The organism is Streptomyces sp. NBC_01381 (assembly GCF_026340305.1).
In the GTDB taxonomy this organism is placed as follows: Bacteria; Actinomycetota; Actinomycetes; order Streptomycetales; family Streptomycetaceae; genus Streptomyces.
Window position 1 is genome coordinate 3,593,070 of the sequence record NZ_JAPEPI010000001.1, and the last position, 20,877, is coordinate 3,613,946.

At 70.2% G+C, this 20,877-nt stretch carries 17 protein-coding genes; 14 read left to right on the forward strand and 3 right to left on the reverse strand.

From position 1 onward, the window contains the following. The first annotated feature begins 71 nt into the window (after nt 1–71). Nucleotides 72–1,265: an acyl-CoA dehydrogenase family protein gene (locus tag OG453_RS16745; RefSeq protein ID WP_266868668.1), complete on the forward strand. Its 1,194-nt coding sequence runs from the start codon at nt 72–74 to the stop codon at nt 1,263–1,265. A 13-nt stretch (nt 1,266–1,278) separates the two neighbouring features. Here the strand turns inward: OG453_RS16745 and OG453_RS16750 are convergent, their stop codons facing one another. After that, a complete protein-coding gene (locus OG453_RS16750; protein ID WP_135331402.1) occupies nt 1,279–1,719 on the reverse strand; it encodes a cell division protein SepF in 441 nt (146 codons plus the stop codon). A 291-nt stretch (nt 1,720–2,010) separates the two neighbouring features. On the opposite strand from OG453_RS16750, the gene OG453_RS16755 reads away from it, so the two are divergent. Further along, entirely contained in the window at nt 2,011–3,267 is a 1,257-nt protein-coding gene (locus OG453_RS16755) for a DUF5685 family protein (RefSeq protein WP_266868671.1), read from the forward strand. Nucleotides 3,268–3,341: 74 nt separating this feature from the next. On the opposite strand, the gene OG453_RS16760 is transcribed toward OG453_RS16755, so the two are convergent. After that, nucleotides 3,342–4,316, reverse strand: coding sequence for an ABC transporter substrate-binding protein (locus tag OG453_RS16760; protein WP_266868672.1), 975 nt, complete (start codon nt 4,314–4,316; stop codon nt 3,342–3,344). 447 nt (nt 4,317–4,763) lie between these two features. Here OG453_RS16760 and OG453_RS16765 point away from each other — a divergent pair, with 447 nt between their 5' ends. The 10 genes from OG453_RS16765 to OG453_RS16810 all read left to right on the forward strand — a co-directional run bounded on the left by OG453_RS16765 (nt 4,764) and on the right by OG453_RS16810 (nt 15,079). Next, on the forward strand, nt 4,764–5,621 hold the full coding sequence (locus OG453_RS16765) for an amino acid ABC transporter permease (RefSeq protein WP_266868674.1): 858 nt from the start codon (nt 4,764–4,766) through the stop codon (nt 5,619–5,621). Further along, nucleotides 5,618–6,496, forward strand: a complete 879-nt coding sequence (locus OG453_RS16770; protein ID WP_266868676.1) for an amino acid ABC transporter permease — start codon at nt 5,618–5,620, stop codon at nt 6,494–6,496. The genes OG453_RS16765 and OG453_RS16770 overlap by 4 nt, the downstream gene beginning before the upstream one ends. Next, entirely contained in the window at nt 6,493–7,254 is a 762-nt protein-coding gene (locus OG453_RS16775; protein ID WP_323178637.1) for an amino acid ABC transporter ATP-binding protein, read from the forward strand. The genes OG453_RS16770 and OG453_RS16775 overlap by 4 nt, the downstream gene beginning before the upstream one ends. A gap of 28 nt (nt 7,255–7,282) precedes the next feature. Further along, complete coding sequence (locus OG453_RS16780) at nt 7,283–8,254, forward strand: ABC transporter substrate-binding protein (protein ID WP_266868677.1); 972 nt, start codon at nt 7,283–7,285, stop codon at nt 8,252–8,254. Nucleotides 8,255–8,341: 87 nt separating this feature from the next. Then, nucleotides 8,342–9,337, forward strand: coding sequence for an LLM class flavin-dependent oxidoreductase (locus OG453_RS16785; RefSeq protein WP_266868679.1), 996 nt, complete (start codon nt 8,342–8,344; stop codon nt 9,335–9,337). Next, nucleotides 9,330–10,646: an NtaA/DmoA family FMN-dependent monooxygenase gene (locus tag OG453_RS16790; RefSeq protein WP_266868681.1), complete on the forward strand. Its 1,317-nt coding sequence runs from the start codon at nt 9,330–9,332 to the stop codon at nt 10,644–10,646. Before OG453_RS16785 ends, OG453_RS16790 begins: the two co-directional genes overlap by 8 nt. A gap of 5 nt (nt 10,647–10,651) precedes the next feature. After that, on the forward strand, nt 10,652–11,497 hold the full coding sequence (locus tag OG453_RS16795; protein ID WP_266868682.1) for a DUF1684 domain-containing protein: 846 nt from the start codon (nt 10,652–10,654) through the stop codon (nt 11,495–11,497). Nucleotides 11,498–11,756: 259 nt separating this feature from the next. Then, complete coding sequence (locus OG453_RS16800) at nt 11,757–12,653, forward strand: S1 family peptidase (protein ID WP_266868684.1); 897 nt, start codon at nt 11,757–11,759, stop codon at nt 12,651–12,653. A 171-nt stretch (nt 12,654–12,824) separates the two neighbouring features. Further along, nucleotides 12,825–13,718: a slipin family protein gene (locus OG453_RS16805; protein WP_266868685.1), complete on the forward strand. Its 894-nt coding sequence runs from the start codon at nt 12,825–12,827 to the stop codon at nt 13,716–13,718. A 275-nt stretch (nt 13,719–13,993) separates the two neighbouring features. Further along, nucleotides 13,994–15,079 carry a S1 family peptidase gene (locus OG453_RS16810; RefSeq protein ID WP_266868686.1) on the forward strand — a complete coding sequence of 362 codons (1,086 nt, stop codon included), beginning with the start codon at nt 13,994–13,996 and terminating at the stop codon, nt 15,077–15,079. A 168-nt stretch (nt 15,080–15,247) separates the two neighbouring features. Here the strand turns inward: OG453_RS16810 and OG453_RS16815 are convergent, their stop codons facing one another. Then, nucleotides 15,248–16,279, reverse strand: a complete 1,032-nt coding sequence (locus OG453_RS16815) for a DUF3533 domain-containing protein (RefSeq protein ID WP_266868687.1) — start codon at nt 16,277–16,279, stop codon at nt 15,248–15,250. A 163-nt stretch (nt 16,280–16,442) separates the two neighbouring features. Here OG453_RS16815 and OG453_RS16820 point away from each other — a divergent pair, with 163 nt between their 5' ends. Further along, nucleotides 16,443–19,895, forward strand: a complete 3,453-nt coding sequence (locus OG453_RS16820; protein ID WP_266868688.1) for a DNA polymerase III subunit alpha — start codon at nt 16,443–16,445, stop codon at nt 19,893–19,895. Next, on the forward strand, nt 19,892–20,875 hold the full coding sequence (locus OG453_RS16825; RefSeq protein WP_266868690.1) for a hypothetical protein: 984 nt from the start codon (nt 19,892–19,894) through the stop codon (nt 20,873–20,875). Before OG453_RS16820 ends, OG453_RS16825 begins: the two co-directional genes overlap by 4 nt. The last annotated feature ends 2 nt before the right edge of the window (nt 20,876–20,877 follow it).

The following is a 20,877-nucleotide window of genomic DNA, read 5'->3' on the forward strand; positions in this document are numbered from 1 at the left end:
ACGGCGTCGTAGCGTCAGCGCGAGTCGTCAGTAGCTAACACTGCTAGTTTTTGCGCCGCCGGAGGCCCGTCATGTCCGCAAGCAGCCGCACCCTGCCGCCCTTCGACCCCACCGACCCGCTCGGCATCGACGACCTCCTCGACCCGGAGGACCTCGCGATCCGGGAGACCGTCCGCACCTGGGCGGCCGACCGCGTCCTGCCGCACATCGCCGAGTGGTACGAGAAGGGCGAGCTGCCCGGCATCCGCGATCTTGCCCGCGAGCTCGGCTCGATCGGCGCGCTCGGCATGTCCCTTCAGGGCTACGGCTGCGCCGGCGCGAGCGCCGTCCAGTACGGCCTCGCCTGCCTTGAGCTGGAGGCCGCCGACTCCGGCATCCGCTCGCTCGTCTCCGTGCAGGGCTCCCTCGCCATGTACGCCATCCACCGCTTCGGCTCCGAGGAGCAGAAGCAGTGCTGGCTGCCGGGGATGGCCGCGGGGGAGATCATCGGGTGCTTCGGGCTCACCGAGCCCGACCACGGCTCCGACCCGGCGTCCATGCGCACGTTCGCGAAGAAGGACGGCACCGACTGGGTGCTCACCGGCCGCAAGATGTGGATCACCAACGGATCCGTCGCGGGCGTCGCCGTCGTCTGGGCGCACACCGACGACGGGATCAGGGGATTCGTCGTGCCGACCGACGCCCCCGGCTTCTCGGCGCCCGAGATCAAGCACAAGTGGTCGCTGCGCGCGAGCGTCACCAGCGAGCTGGTGATGGACGAGGTGCGGCTGCCCGCCGACGCGGTGCTTCCCGAGGTCACCGGCCTCAAGGGCCCGCTGAGCTGCCTCTCCCACGCGCGCTACGGCATCGTCTGGGGAGCCATGGGCGCCGCCCGCTCCTCTTTCGAGGCAGCCGTCGCCTACTCCAAGACCCGCGAGCAGTTCGGCCGGCCCATCGGCGGCTTCCAGCTCACCCAGGCCAAGCTCGCCGACATGGCGGTCGAGCTGCACAAGGGCATCCTGCTCGCGCACCACCTCGGCCGGCGCATGGACGCGGGCCGGCTCCGCCCCGAGCAGGTCAGCTTCGGCAAGCTCAACAACGTACGAGAAGCGATCGAGATCTGCCGTACGTCACGGACGATCCTCGGCGCCAACGGGATCTCTCTCGAATACCCCGTGATGCGGCACGCGACGAACCTCGAGTCGGTCCTCACCTACGAGGGCACCGTCGAGATGCACCAGCTCGTCCTGGGCAAGGCGCTCACCGGCATCGACGCCTTCCGGTGAGCGGCCTCGCCCGCTAGCTCTGGTTGAAGAAACCGTCGACGGGGCGGCTCGCGGCCTCCCCGTTGACGATCTGTGTGTCGGCGGGCGTGAGCAGGAAGACCCGCGTGGCCACGCGCTCGATGGAGCCGCGCAGACCGAAGGTCAGGCCGGCCGCGAAGTCCACGACGCGCTTGGCGTCGCCGGGCTCCATCGAGGTGAGGTTCACGATGACCGGGACGCCGTCCCGGAACATCTCGCCGATGCCGCGCGCGTCCCGGAAGCTGTCCGGGGTCACGGTCCCGATCCGGCGGCCCTGCTCCTCGGCCGTCTCGCTCGCCACCCGCACCCGCGGGTCGGTGACCCAGGCATCGCCGGGTCCCTCGGCACCGTCATCGTCGTAGCCGTCGTAGTAACGCTCGTCATTGTTGTCGTCGACGAGGCCAAGCCAGGCACTCGCCTTGCGCACCGATCCCATGGACGCCTCCTCTCACAGCGGGCTTTCTGCTTTCCGCATCCCCATGTTCGTCCATGATGCGGATGGTGCGCCAAGTGGATAGTCGCCGCGCGGGGTTTTCGTGACGGTACTGGTGCAGAGTCAACGGCCCGAAGCACGTTATTCCTCAAGGGTCTTGCCGTATACGGTTGCTGACTGTGAGTGAAATATGATTTTCACGGCGTTTGGGTGACGGCCGGTGCGTCCGGGTGAACGGACCCCTGGATACGATGCCGGAGTTGATCGTTCGCCGGGCTTCTCGGGGGAGTCGTCTTGTTCGGAATCGTCAGGCCATGCAGCCACCGCCTCGGTGAGGGGCTGAAGACACAGTGGATGGCGCATCTGTGCGGGCTCTGCCTCGCGCTGCGCGGTGACCACGGGCAGTTCGCCCGCGTCGTGACCAACTACGACGGCCTGATCATCTCAGTTCTGACGGAGGCTCAGGCCGAGAAGTCGACCGGCTGGCGGCGCACCGCGGGGCCCTGTCCGCTGCGCGGCATGCGGACCGCCTCCGTCGCGCAGGGCGAGGGCGCGCGGCTCGCCGCCGCCGTCTCCCTGGTGCTCGCGTCCGCCAAGGTGCGCGACCACGTCGTCGACGGCGACGGGCTCTTGGCGCGCAGGCCGGTGGCCGCCGCCGCGCGGAAGGTCGCGCGGAGCTGGGACCGGGCGGGCGCGCGGACCGGCGCCGATGTGGGCTTCGACACGGCGGTCCTGGTCGACGCCGTCGAACGACAGGTCGGCATCGAGGGCTTGGCGGGCCCCGGCACCTCGCTTCTGACGGTCACCGAACCCACCGAGACGGCGACGGCGGCCGCCTTCGCGCACACCGCCGTCATAGCGGGCAGGCCCGGCAACGCCGAGCCGCTCGCCGAGGCCGGACGGCTCTTCGGCCGGCTCGCGCATCTCCTGGACGCCGTGGAGGACAAGGAAGCTGACGCCGCGTCGGGTGCGTGGAACCCCTTGACGGCCACGGGTACGGGCCTTGCCGATGCGCGGCGGCTTGCCGACGACGCCGTGCACGGCATCCGGCTCGCGCTGCGGGATGCCGAGTTCACGGACGGCAAGCTGGCGCACATGCTGCTGGCGCACGAGCTGAGCCGGTCGGTGGACCGGGCCTTCGGGACCGAGTCGTGCGGGCACAGCCATGAGGTGACGGCCCATCAGGGTGGTTCCTTCGGGCCGCCGCAGGGTGGCAATCCCTATGGGCAGCAGCCTCCGTACGGGGGTGGCAATCCGTACGGGGGCGGGGCGCCCGGGGCTCCGGGCGGTCACGGTGGTCCCGGCGGGCCCGGTGGCTTCGGAGGCGGCCCCGGATTCGAGCCGGTCCCGCCCCCGAAGCCGGGGAAGCGGGGCTTCTGGGCGGGGTGCGCGGTGGCCATCGGGCTCTGCTGCACCTGCAAGCTGTGCTGCGCGGACTCCTATGAGGGGCCGTGGTCCCGCAAGAAGCGGGAGGGCTGCTGCAACAACTGTGGTGACAGTGGGTGCTGCTCCTGCTGCGAGTGCTGCTCTTGTTGTGACTGCGGGTTGTAAGTACTCCGGGTGGCGCTGTTCGTCTGCGGGTTCGTTGTGGCTGGGCGCGCAGTTCCCCGCGCCCCTTCGGGGCGCTAGTCCTTGATCTCCGGTGGGGAGATCTGGGACTTTTCGATCGCTGAGTCCTGTGTGTCCCACTTCTTCAGGATGCGGGCATACGTGCCATCGGCGATCAGCTGATTTACCGCCGCCCGGAACGCGGGCGCGAGCCTCGTGCCCTTCTTGAAGGCGAAGCCGACGTCGAGGCGGTGGTACTCGCCCAGGAACTTCAGGCCCTCCTGGTGGGCGACCGCATAGCGCAGGCCGTTGATCGTGGACATCACCACATCGCTGCGGCCCTGCTGGAGCGAGCCCCAGATCGCGCTCTGCTCGGCGTACGTCTTCACGCTGTACGGCTTCTTGCCGGCGTCGTCGCAGACGTGCTTGTTGTCCTCCAGGGTGACCTCGAACGTGGTGCCCGCGCCGGTCGCCACGTTCAGGCCGCACAGCTGCTTGAAGTCGGTGACCTTCTTCAGCTTGCTGTCGTCACGGACGGCGAAGCCCTGGCCGTCATTGATGTACGTGACGAAGTCGATGGTCTTGCGCCGCTCCTCCGTCACGCCGAAGTTGCCGGTGCCCAGGTCGTACTTGCCGCTGTCCAGGGCGGGCAGGATCGCCTCGAAGCTCGCGGGCTCCCGCTTCAGCTTCAGGCCGAGTGTCCTGGCGACCGCCTCCGCGAAGTCGGCGTCCTGGCCGACGATCGTCTTGCCGTCCTCCAGGTAGGTGTTGCCCGGTGGGCTGCCGCCGACGGCGGTCGCGAGATTGAGGGTGCCCCGTTCGCGTACGTCCGAGGGGAGCAGCTCCGCCGCCGCCTCGTTCTTCTTGACCGAGGAGACCACGTCCGTGGTGGGGATCTTGTCGCTGCTGCCCGCGGGTGCCGCGCCGCCCGTGGTGTCGGCGGAGCCGCCCGAACCGCAGGCGGTGAGCGTGAGCGTGGCGGCGGTGATCAGGGCGAAGGCCGCAGGGATGCGGCGGGAGTGCTGGATGCGCGGATGCGCGGACTTGCTCATGGCGTGACGGTCTCCATCAGGCGGCAGGGCAGGGCGAAGCGGACGTGCGAGGGGAGGGGGTGCCGCTGCTCATGGCGGTGCAGCAGTGGCGTACGCGTGTGAAGGCGGGGTCAACGGCGCGCGGGCGCACGGGAGATGCAAGGCGGGAGAGACCCGGGAACAGCGAAGGGCTCAGCGCGCAGGGGGTCGGCTCAGAGAGTCGTCGAACACGACGCGGACCACACTCGACCGAAGTCGATGTGGGAGCGCGTGACCAGCCACTGCTGCGAATGCATGGGGCAAGTGGAGCAGGCATCCGTTTCCGCGTCAACTGCCGTGAGACGTAACGCTCATATCCTGGACAGCCTTGACAGCGGGCCGAACGGTCCCCGTACTCTCAAGGCGGATCGTGCTGAGGGGCTCGGTCCGTGTGAAGGCATCACCTCCCGTATCCACGGAGCCTTCGCCATGTCTTCCGACACGCTCGCCAAAGCCGCGACCGCCCCTCCGCAAGATCCCCCGCCCGATCTCCCGCGCATCGTGCCGCAGCGCCGAGCGGGGCAGTGGGTGGCAGCCGCCGTGGTCCTGGTGCTGCTCGGGCTCGCCGTCAACTCCGTCGTACGCAATGACGCGTTCCAGTGGGACGTGGTCGGCGACCACTTCACCTCCGCGTCCGTGCTGCGCGGCCTGTGGCTGACGCTCTGGCTGACCGCCGTCGTCATGGTGCTCGGCTTCGCGCTCGGCACACTGCTCGCGGCGGGGCGCCTGTCGGCCAACCCCGTGCTGCGGGGCGTCAGTTGGGGCTATGTCTGGCTCTTCAGGTCGATGCCGATCCTGGTGCAGCTGCTGTTCTGGTTCAACATCGGGGCGCTGTACCCGTACCTCTTCGGCGTGAAGACGGTGAACCTCCTCGGGCCGATCAGCATCGCCGTCATCGGGCTGACCCTGCACGAGGCCGCGTACGCCGCCGAGGTGGTGCGCGGCGGCATCCTCTCCGTCGACCGGGGGCAGATCGAGGCCGCGCAGGCGCTCGGGCTCGGCCGGTGGCGCAGATGGCGGCGGATCGTCCTGCCGCAGGCCATGCGCTCGATCGTGCCGCCGGCCGGGAACATGCTGATCGGCACGCTCAAGGGCACCTCGATCGTCAGCGTGATCGCGGTACAGGACCTGCTGTACTCCGTGCAGCTGGTCTACCACCGCACCTACCAGGTGATCCCGCTGCTCCTGGTCGCCACCATCTGGTACGTCGTGGTCACCTCGCTGCTGAGCGTCGGCCAGTACTACGTGGAGCGGCACTACGCGCGCGGTTCGGAGCGGACCCGATGAGCGTGACGGAGCGCCGTCCCACCGGCGACCTCGTGAAGGGCGACGACTACGGCGCGCTGAAAGTCGTTCCCGTGCGCCATCCCTGGCGTTGGGTGGCCGTCGCCGTGACGGCCGTCCTCGTGGCCCAGTTCGTGCACGGGCTCGCCACCAACTCCGGGTGGGAATGGGAGGTGTTCGCCGAGTTCTTCACCGCCGACGTGATCCTGGAGGCGGTCTGGGTCACCCTCCAGCTCACGTTCTACGGCACGGCGCTCGGCTTCGCGCTCGGCATTGTGATCGCCTTCATGCGGCTCTCCGCGAGCCCCTTCCTGAAGTCGGTGGCCTTCGCCTACATCTGGGCGTTCCGGTCGATCCCGCTCATCGTGCAGCTGCTCTTCTGGTTCAACCTGGCCTATCTCTACAAGGAGTTGCAGTTCGGCATCCCGTTCGGGCCCGGCTTCTTCTCCTTCGACACGATGGGGCTCGTCGGCGCGATGAGCGCGGCCGTCCTCGGGCTTGCACTGCACCAGGCCGCGTACGCCGCCGAGATCGTGCGGGCCGGCGTACTGGCCGTCGACAGCGGCCAGTTGGAGGCGGCGGCCGCGCTCGGCATCCCCAGGCTGCGGCAGATCCGCCGCATCGTGCTCCCGCAGGCGATGCGCTCGATCCTGCCCAACGCCGCCAACGAGATCATCTCCCTCTTCAAGGGCACCTCGATCGTCTCCGTGATGGCGATCGGCGAGCTCTTCTACCAAGTGCAGGTCATCTACGGCCGCAACGGCCGCGTCGTGCCGCTCCTGATGGTCGCCACCGCCTGGTACGTGCTGCTCACCACCGCCCTCTCCGTCCTCCAGCACTACGTCGAACGTCACTTCTCCAAGGGGGAATCGCGATGAGCGCGATGGTCGAACTCCGGTCCGTGCACAAGTCCTTCGGATCGCTTGACGTGCTGCGAGGCATCGATCTGGAGGTGCGGGCCGGCGAGGTCACCGTCGTCCTCGGCCCCTCCGGATCCGGCAAGTCCACGCTCCTGCGCGCCATCAACCACCTGGAGAAGGTGGACAAGGGCTGGATCAGCGTCGACGGCGCGCTCGTCGGCTACCGGCGCTCCGGCGACAAGCTGTACGAGCTGCGCGAGCGCGAGGTGCTCAAGCAGCGGACCCAGATCGGCTTCGTCTTCCAGAACTTCAACCTCTTCCCGCATCTGACCGTCCTGGAGAACATCGTCGAGGCGCCGGTCTCGGCGCTGAAGCGGCCCCGCAAGGAGGCCGTCGCGGACGCCGAGGCGCTGCTCGCCCGGGTCGGGCTCGCCGACAAGGCGGACGCCTACCCCAAGCAGCTCTCCGGCGGACAGCAGCAGCGCGTCGCCATCGCCCGCGCGCTCGCCGTCGAGCCGAAACTGCTGCTGTTCGACGAGCCGACGTCCGCGCTCGACCCCGAGCTGGTGGGCGAAGTTCTCGACGTCATCAAGGACTTGGCGAGCCAGGGCACCACGATGATCGTCGTCACCCATGAGATCGGCTTCGCGCGCGAGGTCGCCGACACGGTCGTCTTCATGGACGACGGACTCATCGTCGAGCAGGGCGCCCCCGGTGACGTACTCGACCGGCCGCGGCATGAACGTACCCGCGCGTTTCTTTCCAAGGTTCTCTAGCCCAGGTTCTTTCTCTAGGAGCTTCCGTATGTTTTCCCGACGCACCCTCTCCGCCTCCGTCGCCGCACTGGCCATCGCGCCGCTGCTCGGCGCCTGCGGCGGGGACAGCGACGCCGCGACCGGCGGCGGCAAACCCGGCACCAAGAAGGTCGGCGACATCAACATCGGGCCCGACCAGAACCGCGTACGCGGCAAGAAGGTCGACGCGATCGCCGAGCTCGTACCCGAAGAGGTGCGCGGGCGCGGCACATTGCGGCTCGGCGGCGGCGCCGACTCGACCGCACCGCTCGGGTTCTACGCCACCGACGACAAGACCCGCATCGGCTCCGAGGTCGACATCGCGATCCTGGTCGCCGACACGCTCGGACTGAAGCCGAAGTTCGAGCAGGTGTCCTGGGAGAACCTCTTCGTCGGCCTGGACAGCGGGAAGTTCGACGGGGTCTTCGGCAATGTCACGGTGACCGAGGAGCGCAAGCAGAAGTACGACTTCGCGACGTACCGCCTCGACAATATTGCCTTCGAGGCGCGTGAGGACGCCGACTGGACGGTGAAGAAGCCGGCGGACGTGGCGGGGAAGACCATCGCCGTCTCTTCTGGCACCAACCAGGAGAAGATCCTTGTCGACTGGAGCAAGGAGAACGAGAAGGCCGGGCGTGAGCCGGTGGACATCAAGTACTTCCAGAAGGACTCCGACTATTACCTGGCCCTCCAGTCGGGGCGCATCGACGCGTATCTCGGGCCCAATCCTTCGGCTGCTTATCACGTGGCTTCTGCTGGTCAGACGAAGATCGTCGGCACGGTTTCTGGCGGGGGCGCCTTGGTTCAGGGGGAGATTGCCGCCACTACCAAGCGGGGGAGTGGGCTTGTTGATGCCTATGCCGCGGCGCTCAATTACGTGATCAAGGACGGGAGTTATGGGGAGGTTTTGAAGCGGTGGGGGCTTTCGAGTGAGGCCGTGCGGAAGTCGCGGATCAATCCGCCGGGGTTGCCCAAGCCGTAGCCGTTTTCGGCTGCGGGTGCGTCGTGGTTGCTCGCGCAGTTCCCCGCGCCCCTTTCAGGGGCGTCATCCCACCGGAAAGGTTTATCAATGACCCTTCACCTCGCCGTCTCCATCGATCAACCGGGGGCCTACGAAGCCGCCCCCTATGCCGAGTCGGCTCTGCTCGCCGAGCGTGGGCTGCTCGACTTTGTGACGCTCGGGGACTCCTTCGGGCGGCCGGGGGCCGATGCGCTTGCCGTGCTTGCGCGGGTCGCGCCCGGCACCGCGCGGATCGGGCTCGTCCCCACGGTGACGACCACGCACACCGAGCCGTTCCATGTGCAGGCGGCCTTGGCGACCCTGGACTGGGTCAGCCACGGGCGGGCCGGCTGGGCGATCGACGTGTCGGAGAGCGAGGCGGAGGCCCGGCTCTTCGGGCGGCGGCATGCCGCGCCGGCCGGCGAGCTGTGGCGGGAAGCCGGTGAAGTCGCCGATGTGGCCCGGCGGTTGTGGGACAGCTGGGAGGACGACGCCGAGATACGGGACGTGGCCACCGGCCGCTTCATCGACCGGGACAAGCTGCACTACGTCGACTTCGAGGGGAGCGCCTTCTCCGTCCGGGGTCCCTCCATCGTGCCCCGGCCGCCGCAGGGCCACCCGGTGACCGTCGTCGACGCCACCGCCCCGCACGCCCGCGACACCGCGGCGCGGTACGCGGATGTCGCCCTTGTCCGTGTCGCCGGACTCCCCGGAGCGGAGGCCGCGCGTGCCGAACTGCGGGCGGCCGCCGCCGGGTTCGGACGCGACCCGGACGCGCTCAAGGTCCTCGCCGACCTCACCGTGGACCTCGGCGACGGCGAGGCCGTCGTCGACCTCGCCGAACTCATCGCCTCCTGGCACGCGTCCGGCGCCGTCGACGGATTCCACCTGCGGCCCGCCGAGCCGCGCCGCGACCTGGAGCGGCTGGTCAACGGCACCGTGGCGCTGCTGCAGCACCGCGGGTTGTTCCGCACGTTCTATCCGGGCAGCACCCTCCGGGAACACCTGGACCTCGCCCGGCCCGCCAACCGTTACGCCGCGCTCGCGGGGGACCGTCATGAGTGAACGTACGCATGCGTCGAAGAAGCGGCGGTTGCACCTCGCCGCGCATTTCCCCGGCGTCAACAACACCACCGTCTGGGCCGATCCGCGGTCCCGCTCGCAGATCGACTTCGCGTCGTTCGAGCATCTGGCCCGCACCGCCGAGCGCGGTCTCTTCGACTTCTTCTTCCTCGCGGAAGGACTTCGGCTGCGCGAGCACAAGGGGCGCATCCACGACCTGGACGTCGTCGGGCGGCCCGAGTCGCTCACCGTCCTGACCGCGCTCGCCGCCGTCACCGAACGCCTGGGCCTGGCCGGCACGGTCAACGCGACCTTCAACGAGCCCTACGAACTGGCCCGCAGGCTCAGCTCGTTGGACCACCTCAGCGCGGGCCGCGCCGCCTGGAACGTCGTCACCTCCTCCGATGCCTTCACCGGCGAGAACTTCCGGCGCGGCGGCTATCTCGACCGGGCGGACCGGTACACCCGCGCCGCCGAGTTCGTCAGGACCGCGCGCGAGCTGTGGGACTCCTGGACGCCGCAGGGCGAGCCGCGGCCCTTCGCGCACCAGGGGCAACACTTCGACATCGAAGGGGAGTTCACCCTGCCGCGCTCGCCGCAGGGGCATCCCGTCGTCATCCAGGCGGGGGACTCGCCCGAAGGGCGGGAGTTCGCCGCGTCCGCTGCCGACGTCGTCTTCACCCGGCACGGCACGCTGGAGGCGGGCCGTGACTTCTACGCCGATGTGAAGGGCCGTCTCGCCAAGTACGGCCGAGAGCCGGATGACCTGAAGATCATGCCCGGCGTCACCTTTGTCCTGGGCGACACCGCCGCCGACGCCCAGGAGCGGGCCGCCGAGATCCGCCGCCAGCAGGTCTCCCCGCAGAACGCGATTCTCGCCCTGGAGCAGGTCTGGGGCGTGGATCTCTCCTCGTACGATCCGGACGGGCCGTTGCCCGACATCGACCCGGACCCGGAATCGACGCTCGTCCAGGGCCGGGTGAAGATCACCAACGCCCTTGAGATCGCTGCGAAGTGGCGTGCGCTCTCCCGGGCCAAGGGGCTCTCCATCCGGCAGACCGTCATCGAGACGACGACCCGGCAGTCGTTCGTCGGCACACCGGAGGCCGTCGCCGCCGAACTGGAGGAATTCGTGGCGACCGGCGCCGCCGACGGATTCATCCTCGTCCCGCACCTCACCCCCGGCGGGCTCGACGACTTCGTCGACCGGGTGGTGCCGCTGCTCCAGGAGCGGGGCGTGTACCGCACGGAATACCGGGGCACGACGCTGCGCTCACACCTCGGGCTGCGCGAGCCCATATGGAAGGGTTGATCACCATGAGCACCGAAACGAGCGCCGAGAACAACGACAGCGCCGAGGACAACGACGCTGTACAGGACTGGAAGCACTGGCACGAGCAGCGGACGGAAACCGTCTCCGCGCCCTACGGCCCGCTCTCCCTCACCGGCACACACTGGCTCGCGGACTATCCGGAGGGTCAACTTCCGGACATCCCCGGGCGCTGGACCGACGCGGGCGACGAGCTCGTCCTGACCGCGGGTCCCGGCGACGGCCTCACCCTCGACGGGCAGCCCTTCAGCGGCGAGGCCCGCCTTGCCGCCGACCCCGGCCCTGTCGGCGCGGCCCGTGTCGCGCACGGCGAGCGGCGCTTCGTCGTGCTCCGGCGCGAAGGGCTCTGGGCGGTCCGGGACTTCGACCCGGAGTCCGCCACGCGCCGCGCCTTCCAGGGCATCGAGGCCACCGCGTACGACGAGCGCTGGGCGGTGCCGGGGCGCTTCACTCCGTACGACGCCGAAAGCACCGTCGACGGTGTACGCACCGTTCGCGTGGGCAACGCCGACGGGGTGGAGCGCGGGCTCGGTCTCGGCGGTGAGCTGGCCTTCAGCCTGGCCGGAAACCGGCACACGCTCCAGGTGTCGGTGGAGGGCGACGGCTCGTTGTGGGCGGTGTTCGCGGACACGAGCAGCGGGGTCTCCAGCTACCGTTTCCGCTTCCTGCGGCCCGCCGCGCCGGACGCGGAAGGGCGCACGACGGTCGACTTCAACCGGGCGCTTCTGCCGCCCTGCGCCTTCGCCGACCACTTCATCTGCCCCTTCCCGCCGCCCGGCAACACCCTCGCCGCCGAGATCGCCGCCGGAGAACGGAACCTTCTCGACCGGTGACACGTCTGACTGGGAGCCGATGACCCAGAGCCCCGGTGGCGTACGACAGGTACGACAGCCACCGGGGCCGGTCGACGTGTATCCGGCTGACGGCCGAAAGGCGCCCTTGTGCGGGCACGCCTCGGCCCGAATACTCCCGAGCAGCGCTTGTCAGGGGCACGGCGTATCCGGAATCCGGTCCGCCCTTTGTTTCTTGGCTGCGCCTCACGGGCTCCCAACCCACGCGGGCCCACTGACTTCCCCTCGGGAGGAACAACAAGTGAGGATCAAGCGCACCACCCCCCGCAGTGGCATAGCGAGACGCACTCGTCTGCTCGCGATCGCCACCGGACTCGTGGCCGCCGGCGCGCTCGCCGTACCCGCCGCGAACGCCAACGACGTCACCACCTTCAGCTCGGCGCAGCTCACCAAGGCGGGCGACGCGGTGCTCGACGCCGATGTCGCGGGCACCGCGTGGAGCGTCGACAAGGCGACCAACCGCCTTGTCGTCACCGCCGACAGCACCGTCTCCAAGGCCGAGATCGCCGAGATCAAGAAGGCGGCGGGCGGCAACGCGGGCGCCCTCAAGATCGAGCGCACCCCCGGCAAGTTCAACAAGCTGATCTCCGGCGGCGACGCCATCTACGCGTCCAGCTGGCGCTGTTCGCTCGGCTTCAACGTCCGCAGCGGCACCACCTACTACTTCCTGACCGCCGGGCACTGCACCGACGGTGCGGGCACCTGGTGGTCCAACTCCGGGCACACCACGACGATCGGGTCCACGACGGGCTCCAGCTTCCCGACCAACGACTACGGCATCGTCAAGTACTCCGGCTCGATCAGCCACCCCGGCACGGTCGGCAGCCAGGACATCACCAGCGCGGGCAACCCGACCGTGGGCCAGGCCGTCAAGCGGCGCGGCTCCACGACCGGCACCCACGGCGGCTCGGTCACCGGTCTCAACGCGACCGTCAACTACGGCGGCGGCGACATCGTCTACGGCATGATCAAGACCAATGTCTGCGCCGAGCCCGGCGACAGCGGCGGTCCGCTGTACGCGGGCACGAAGGCGCTCGGTCTCACATCGGGCGGCAGCGGGAACTGCTCCTCGGGCGGCACGACCTTCTTCCAGCCGGTCACCGAGGCGCTGAGCCGGTACGGCGTGAGCGTCTACTGATCGCGTACGCCTGATCCACGTACGAGCAAGACCGCAGCCAGCAGCAGGTGAACCCCCGCCCGGACGTCGGGCGGGGGTTCACCCTTGTCTCCCGTCTCCCTTTGTGCGCCGTGCGGGGTTACCTTCGAAGTACACGCCCAACACGCCCAATTCGGACCCTGGGGGGCCGGCATGGTCGAGGAGCTGGTGACGGCGGGAGTGGCCGTCGGGTCTGTCGGAGTGGTCTATCTCATGGCGGCGGCGCGTGTCGTCAAGCAGTACGAGCGGGGTGTGGTGCTCCGGCTCGGGCGGCTGCAGCGTTCGGTGCGCGGGCCGGGGTTCACGTTGATCGTCCCCGCGGTGGACCGGCTCCGTAAGGTGAACATGCAGATCGTGACGATGCCGGTGCCCGCGCAGGACGGGATCACGCGGGACAACGTGACGGTGCGCGTTGACGCCGTCATCTACTTCAAGGTGGTCGACGCGGCCGAGGCGGTCGTGCAGGTCGAGGACTACCGGTTCGCGGTCTCGCAGATGGCCCAGACGTCCCTGCGCTCGATCATCGGCAAGAGCGACCTGGACGATCTGCTCTCCAATCGGGAGAAGCTCAACCAGGGTCTTGAGCTGATGATCGATTCGCCCGCCATCGGGTGGGGTGTGCAGATCGACCGGGTCGAGATCAAGGACGTATCCCTTCCCGAGACGATGAAGCGGTCGATGGCGCGGCAGGCGGAGGCGGACCGTGAGCGTCGGGCCCGCGTGATCAACGCGGATGCCGAGCTGCAGGCGTCCAAGAAGCTCGCCGAGGCCGCCCACGAGATGTCGGAGGAGCCCGCGGCCCTCCAACTGCGGCTGCTGCAGACCGTCGTCGCGGTCGCCGCCGAGAAGAACTCCACCCTCGTCCTGCCCTTCCCCGTCGAGCTTCTGCGCTTCCTCGAACGGGCCCAGCCGGCCCAACCGCCGACTCCGCAGACACAGCAGGCGCCGTCCCCCGGGCCCGCCCCCGCACTCTCGGAATCCGGTGCGCAGGATTCGGAAGCCGGAGAGCCGGCGGCGCGCGGAGAGTCGAAAACAGGACTGGACTAGTCCTCACCCGCTGCCGAAGGGCCGATCGCACGCGGTGTTTGCAACGGGAACCGACGTGGCGAGACCGGGTTCGGTGAAGGGGCAGGGGGCGCACGGTGTTTGTCGCGTGCGCGTCCTGAAGTAGACCTTGTGTGCTACCGGACGGTCTCGGAATAGTGGGCCGCACCCTTTGGCATGGACGCGGCTTTCCCAGCGTGTGCGACTCCGTGCCGGTACGCCTTCAGGCCCCCAGGTCCCCACACCGAACGGGCCGACCCCCCACAGGAGGACGTGAGTTGAAGCACCGACGCATTCCCAAGGGACGCGCGGCCGCCGCAGGTGCGGGCGTTGTCGCGCTGATCGCCGCCGGAGTCACCTTCCAGACTGCGAACGCGAGTGAGAGTGCCCCGACCCCCACGCCGGACACCCTCACGGTCGCAAAGGCCGGAACGCTCGCCACGTCCATCGCCAAGGACCTCGGCGTGGACGCCGCGGGCACGTACTACGACGCCAAGGGCAAGAACCTCGTCGTGAACGTCCTCGACGAGACGGCGGCGGAGACGGCCGAGGCGGCCGGGGCCAAGGCGAGAATCGTCGAGCACTCCCTGGCCGAGCTGAAGAGCACCCGCTCGACGCTGAGCGACAAGGCGTCCATCCCCGGCACCTCGTGGGCGGTCGACCCGGCCACCAACAAGGTCGTCGTGACGGCGGACCGCACGGTCAAGGGCGCCGAGATGGACAAGCTCAGCGCCGTGGTGAAGAAGCTCGGATCGAAGGCCGAACTCCAGCACAGCAAGGGGGAGTTCAAGCCCTTCATCGCAAGTGGCGACGCCATCTGGGGCGACGGCGGGCGCTGCTCGCTCGGCTTCAACGTGGTCAAGGACGGCGCGCCGCACTTCCTGACCGCGGGCCACTGCACAGAGTCGATCAAGAGCTGGTCCGAGAAGCAGGGCGGCCCGGTCATCGGCGAGAACACCGACTCCAGCTTCCCCGACAACGACTACGGCCTGGTCAAGTACACGGGCGACACCCCCCACCCGAGCGAGGTGAACCTCTACAACGGCTCCACCCAGGCCATCGCCAAGGCGGGCGACGCGACCGTCGGTCAGAAGGTGCAGCGCAGTGGCTCGACCACGCAGCTGCACGACGGCACGGTCACCGGCCTGGACGCCACCGTGAACTACGGCAACGGCGACATCGTCAACGGACTCATCCAGACCGACGTCTGTGCCGAGCCCGGTGACAGCGGCGGCGCGCTCTTCGCGGGCGACACCGCGCTGGGCCTGACCTCGGGCGGCAGCGGTGACTGCTCCTCCGGAGGTGAGACCTTCTTCCAGCCGGTGCCGGAGGCGCTGAGCGCCCTCGGTGCGGAAATCGGCTGAGGCTGGTCGCTGATCCGCCGGTCGCTCCGCGGGGTTTGCGGAGTTTCTGGTCCCACCCCCGCTGTTATCAGTGGGGGTGGGGCCTTTTCGGTTCAAGTCTGCGGGTCGTATGTGGCTTGTCGCGCAGTTCCCCGCGCCCCTTATGGGGCGCGGCTCGCGGGGTGCGGCTTACGCGAAGGGCTTGCCTGCGAGGTCGAGCGAGCTGGTGTCCGCCCTGTGTCGGGCTGACATCGCCAGGGTGACGATGACTCCCACGGCCGCCCAGGCGGCGAGCACCAGCAGTGGTTCGGTGATCGCGTTGCCATCGAAGTACGCGATGGAGCGCGCCACCCAGGTGCCGGCGCCCGGTGGCAGCCAGGGGCCGATCGCCTCCCAGAAGGGCGGCAGCATCGGCAGCGGGAAGGCGCCGCCCGCGCTCGGGTTGCCCGCGATGACGACGATCAGGACGGCCAGGCCGATGCCCACGATGCCGGTGAGCGCCTGCAGGGCGAGCGTGATCATGCCGACCCCGAAGACAACCAGGGCGCCAAGGCCCCACAGGGCCAGGACGCTGCCGGGCAGGGCGCCCAGGATCGGCCCGATGATGATCGCGCCGCCCAGTCCGCCCGCGATCGAGTAGAGCGCCATGACGCCGGTCCTGATCAGCGCGCGCGAGAGGTTGGCGGCCCGGGACCCCGCGCTGATCGCCAGGATCGAGGCGCAGAGATAGCCGCCGACGCACCAGCCGACGACCAGATAGAAGGACGAGAGCCCGTCGAAGTCCTCGGGGGAGGCGGGCGCCACGTCCACGGTCCTGACCGTCCGGTTCTCCGCCGCTTCGAGCTGGGTGACGATCTTCTCCAGCGTGGTGGCGAGGACGGTGCCGCCGCCGGAGGCGACGAGGAGCGTGTCGGTGGTGGCCCGGGGGTTGATGATCAGGGCGCCGTCGATGTCACGGTTCATGATCTGCTTCCGGGCCGTGGCCTGGTCCTCGACCACGCGGGGGTCGAGCGGCTCATCGGGGAGTTTCCCGAGCCGGGCCGACGCCTGCTCGGCGGCGGGCCCCGGAGCGACCACGCCGAAGGGCACGTCCCTCGGCTTCGGATCGTGCAGCGCCCCCACGTAGGAGGCGATGAACAGCAGCTGCAGGGCGAGTACGCCGATGACCAGCAGGGCTGCTCGCGGGGTGACGGCGCTCTTCAACTCATCGGTGAAACTCATGCCCCCACGCTCGGGGGCCCCTGCCGTTCCCGCAGGTGGGCGGGGCCGAATGAGCGACGGCGATGGGCGCGTCGCACGCGGATCGCACGTACGTTCGAAACTTGGTCTATGGTGGAGGCGGGGGCTGTGAGGTCGGATCGGTTCAGGTTTTCGGGAGGTGCGTGTGCCAGGGTTCACGCATCTGCACACCGTCTCCGGGTTCTCCCTGCGGTACGGGGCCTCGCACCCGGAGCGGCTGGCCGAGCGCGCCGCCGAGCGGGGCATGGATGCCCTCGCGCTCACCGACCGGGACACCCTTGCGGGGGCGGTCCGGTTCGCCAAGGCCTGCGCGAAGGCGGGGGTGCGGCCGCTGTTCGGCACCGAGCTCGCGGTGGCCGAGCCCGCCCCGGTGCGGGGCGAGCGGCGGCGGACCCCGGTGCGCGGCGGTGCCTTCATCGACGAGTCGACCCCGCGGGTGACCTTCCTCGCCCGGGACGGCGCCACCGGCTGGGCCACGCTCTGCCGCCTGGTCACCGCCGCGCACCGGACCGGTGAGGGGCAGCCTGTCCTTCCGTGGGAGGAGAACCACGGCGACGGTCTGACCGTGCTGCTCGGCCCCGCGTCCGACGTGGGGCGCGCGCTCGCCGCGGGGCGCCCGGACCGGGCCGCCCGCCTGCTCGCCCCCTGGCGTGAGCGGTACGGTGACGCGCTGCGCCTGGAGTCCGTCTGGCACGGCCGCGAGGGCACCGGCCCCGGCTCGCTGCGGCTGGCCGCCCGCACCGTCGGCTTCGCCGCCGAGCAGGGCATCCGCCCCGTCCTGAGCAACGCCGTGCGCTACGCCGACGCGGGGCTCGGCCCGGTCGCCGATGTGCTCGACGCGGCCCGCCGTCTCGTCCCCGTCGACCCGACCAAGGAACTCGACGGCGGTGAGCGGTGGTTGAAGGGTGCGGGCGACATGCTGCACATCGCCGAGCGCGTCGTCGAGGCCGCCGGCTTCCGCCGCGACACCGCCCACCGTCTCGTCGAGCAGACCCAGACGGCCGCCGCCGAGTGTCTCGTCGACCCCGATGACGACATCGGCATCGGCTCCGTACGCTTCCCCGAACCGCACCTCGTCGGCGCGGGGCGCCGCACCGCGCAGCGCGTCCTGGCGTCGCGGGCGGCGGCGGGCATGGTGCTGCGCGGCTATGACGCGCGGCGCGTGTACTGGGAGCGGATGCACCACGAGCTGGACATCATCGCCTACCACGGCTTCGCCTCCTACTTCCTCACCGTGGCCCAAGTGGTCGACGACGTACGCGACTTGGGGATCCGGGTCGCGGCGCGCGGCTCCGGCGCCGGATCCCTGGTCAACCACCTCATCGGCATCGCGCACGCCGACCCCGTCGAGCACGGGCTGCTCATGGAGCGGTTCCTGTCCACGCGGCGGTTCGTCCTGCCGGACATCGACATCGACGTGGAGTCGGCCCGCCGCCTGGAGGTCTACCGCGCGATCATCGGCCGCTTCGGCACCGAGCGGGTCGCGACCGTCGCCATGCCCGAGACCTACCGGGTGCGGCACGCCGTACGCGATGTGGGCGCCGCCCTGTCCATGGACCCGGCCGAGATCGACAGGATCGCCAAGTCCTTCCCGCACATCCGCGCCCGCGACGCCCGCTCGGCGATGGCGGAGCTGCCCGAACTGCGGGAGGTGGCGAGGGAGCTTCAGCGGGGAGGGGCGCGGCACGGCAGGATGTGGGAGCTTGTCGAGGCGCTCGACGCGCTGCCCCGCGGCATCGCCATGCACCCGTGCGGGGTGCTGCTCTCCGACGCCTCGCTGCTCGCGCGTACGCCGGTCATGCCGACCAGCGGCGAGGGCTTCCCCATGTCCCAGTTCGACAAGGAGGACGTGGAGGACCTCGGGTTGCTCAAGCTGGACGTGCTCGGCGTGCGGATGCAGTCGGCGATGGCGCACGCCGTGGGGGAGATCGAGCGGGCCACGGGCTCCCGTGTCGACGTGGACGCGGTGCCGCCGGGGGACCCGGCGACGTATCAACTCATCAAGTCCGCCGAGACGTTGGGCTGCTTCCAGATCGAGTCGCCGGGCCAGCGTGACCTGGTCGGGCGCCTTCAGCCCGCGACCTTCCACGACCTGGTCGTCGACATCTCGCTGTTCCGTCCGGGACCCGTCGCCGCCGACATGGTGCGGCCCTTCATCGAGGCCCGGCACGGCCGCGCGCCCGTCCGCTATCCGCACCCGGATCTCAAGGGGCCGCTGAAGGAGACGTACGGAGTCGTCGTCTTCCACGAGCAGATCATCGAGATCGTCGACATCATGACCGGCTGCGGGCGCGACGAGGCGGACCGGGTGCGGCGCGGGCTCTCCGACCCCGAGTCGCAGGGGCGGATCCGGTTCTGGTTCGCGCAGCAGGCCGCGGCGAAGGGGTACGACGCCGAGACGATCGGCCGGACGTGGGAGATCATCGAGGCCTTCGGGTCGTACGGCTTCTGCAAGGCGCACGCGGTGGCCTTCGCCGTGCCGACGTATCAGTCGGCATGGCTGAAGGCCCATCACCCGGCCGCGTTCTACGCGGGGTTGCTCACGCACGACCCCGGGATGTACCCGAAGCGGCTGCTGCTCGCGGATGCGCGGCGGCGCGGGGTGCCGATCCTTCCGCTGGACGTGAACCGGTCCGCGGTCGCTCACCGTATCGAACTGGTGTCTGATAACCCGGGGGGCTCCCGGTGGGGGCTGCGGCTCGCGCTCTGTGACGTGCACGGCATCAGCGAGGCCGAGGCCGCCCGGATCGCCGACGCGCAGCCCTACGCCTCGCTCGTGGACTTCTGGGAGCGGGCCAGGCCGTCGAAACCGGTCGCGCAGCGGCTCGCCCAGGTCGGCGCGCTCGACGCGTTCGGCGCCAACCGCCGCGATCTGCAGCTGCACCTGGCCGAGCTGCGGCGCGGCGCGCGCGGCTCGTCAGGAGCCTTCGGGGCCCAACTCCCCTTGTCCGGCGGGCGGAAGACGGCGCCCGCCGGGCTTCCCGACCTGGACGACGCGGAACGCCTCAGCGCCGAACTCGGCGTCCTCGGCATGGACTCCTCGCGCCATCTCATGGGTGATCACGCGGAGTTCCTCAAGGAGCTCGGCGTGCTGACGGCCCGTCGGCTCCGGGAGGCAGAACACGGCGCGACCGTGCTGGTCGCGGGCGCCAAGGCGGCCACCCAGACCCCGCCGATCCGCTCCGGCAAGCGCGTCATCTTCACGACCCTGGACGACGGCACCGGCCTGGTCGACCTGGCCTTCTTCGACGATGCCCACGAACGGTGCGCGCACACCGTCTTCCACTCCTGGCTGCTGCTCGTCCGCGGTGTCGTGCAGCGCCGCGGGCCGCGCAGCCTCAGCGTGGTCGGCGCGGCCGCCTGGAACCTGGCCGAACTGGTGGAGCTGCGCCAGGAAGGAGGCCTCGACGCGGTGGCCGAGCGGCTGACCGAGCAGCCGCCGGAGCCGGAGCCCGCAGCGGCCCCGGCGGACGGCGGCCGGCGCATCCGGATGTCCACGGGGTACGAGATGCACCCCTGGGCCGACCTGCAGCCGCCCGGTGAACGGGCGGCCACGGGGCGGAAGTTGTGGCACCAGAGCCCGGGGAGCGCGGGATGAGCACTCTCTGTATACGTTTCCTGCTGCCGCCCATGTACGAGGCGGCCCTGCCCCGGCTGATCGCACTGGTCGGCGAGTTCAGCCCGGTCGTGGAGGCCCTGCCGCCCGACGGTGTGCTCGTCGACGTACGGGGAGCCATGCGCTACTTCGGGCGGGACGCCGTCGAGCTCGCCGCGGTGATCCGGGTGCGGGCGCTCGCCCTGTACGGGGTGGACTGCGTGATCGGCGCCGGGCCCGGGCCGATGCTGGCGCGGATGGCCGTGCGCGCCGCCGTGCCGGGAGTGACCCGCGTCGTGGGCCGGGAACCGGAAGCCGTCGCGGAGTTCCTCGGCCCGAAGCCGGTCGCCGAGCTGCCCGGGGTCGGCCGCGCCACCGCCCGCACCCTGTGCGAGTACGGGCTCGACTCCGTCGGCAAGGTGGCCGCCGCGCCGCTGTCCACGCTGCAGCGGCTCATCGGCGCCCGCGCCGGCCGCGAGCTGCACGAGAAGGCGCACGGCGTCGACCGCGCACGGGTCGTGCCGAACGCGGCCGCCCGTTCGCTCGCCGCCGAACGGCCCTTCCCCCGCGACGAGTTGGACCCCACCCGGCACCGGCGCGCACTGCTCTCGATCACCGAGGAGCTCGGCGTCAGAATGCGCGGCGATGACCAGGTGTGCCGCTCCCTGACGCTCACCGTGCGGTACGCGGACCGCACCGGTTATTCGACGACCACCCGCACCCGCGCTCTGCCCGAGCCGACCGCCCACTCCTCCGCGCTGACCGCGACCGCGTACCGGATGTACGAGGCGCTCGGCCTGCAACGCGCCCGGGTGCGCGGCATCTCCCTGCGCGCCGAAGGGCTCGGCCCCGCCGAACAGGCCGCCCACCAGCTGATGTTCGACCCGGCGGACGACAGGGCGCGCCGCATCGAGGAGGTCGCCGACCGGGCACGGGCGAAGTTCGGCCCCGGCGCGATCGTGCCGGGGACGCTGGCGGCGTAGGC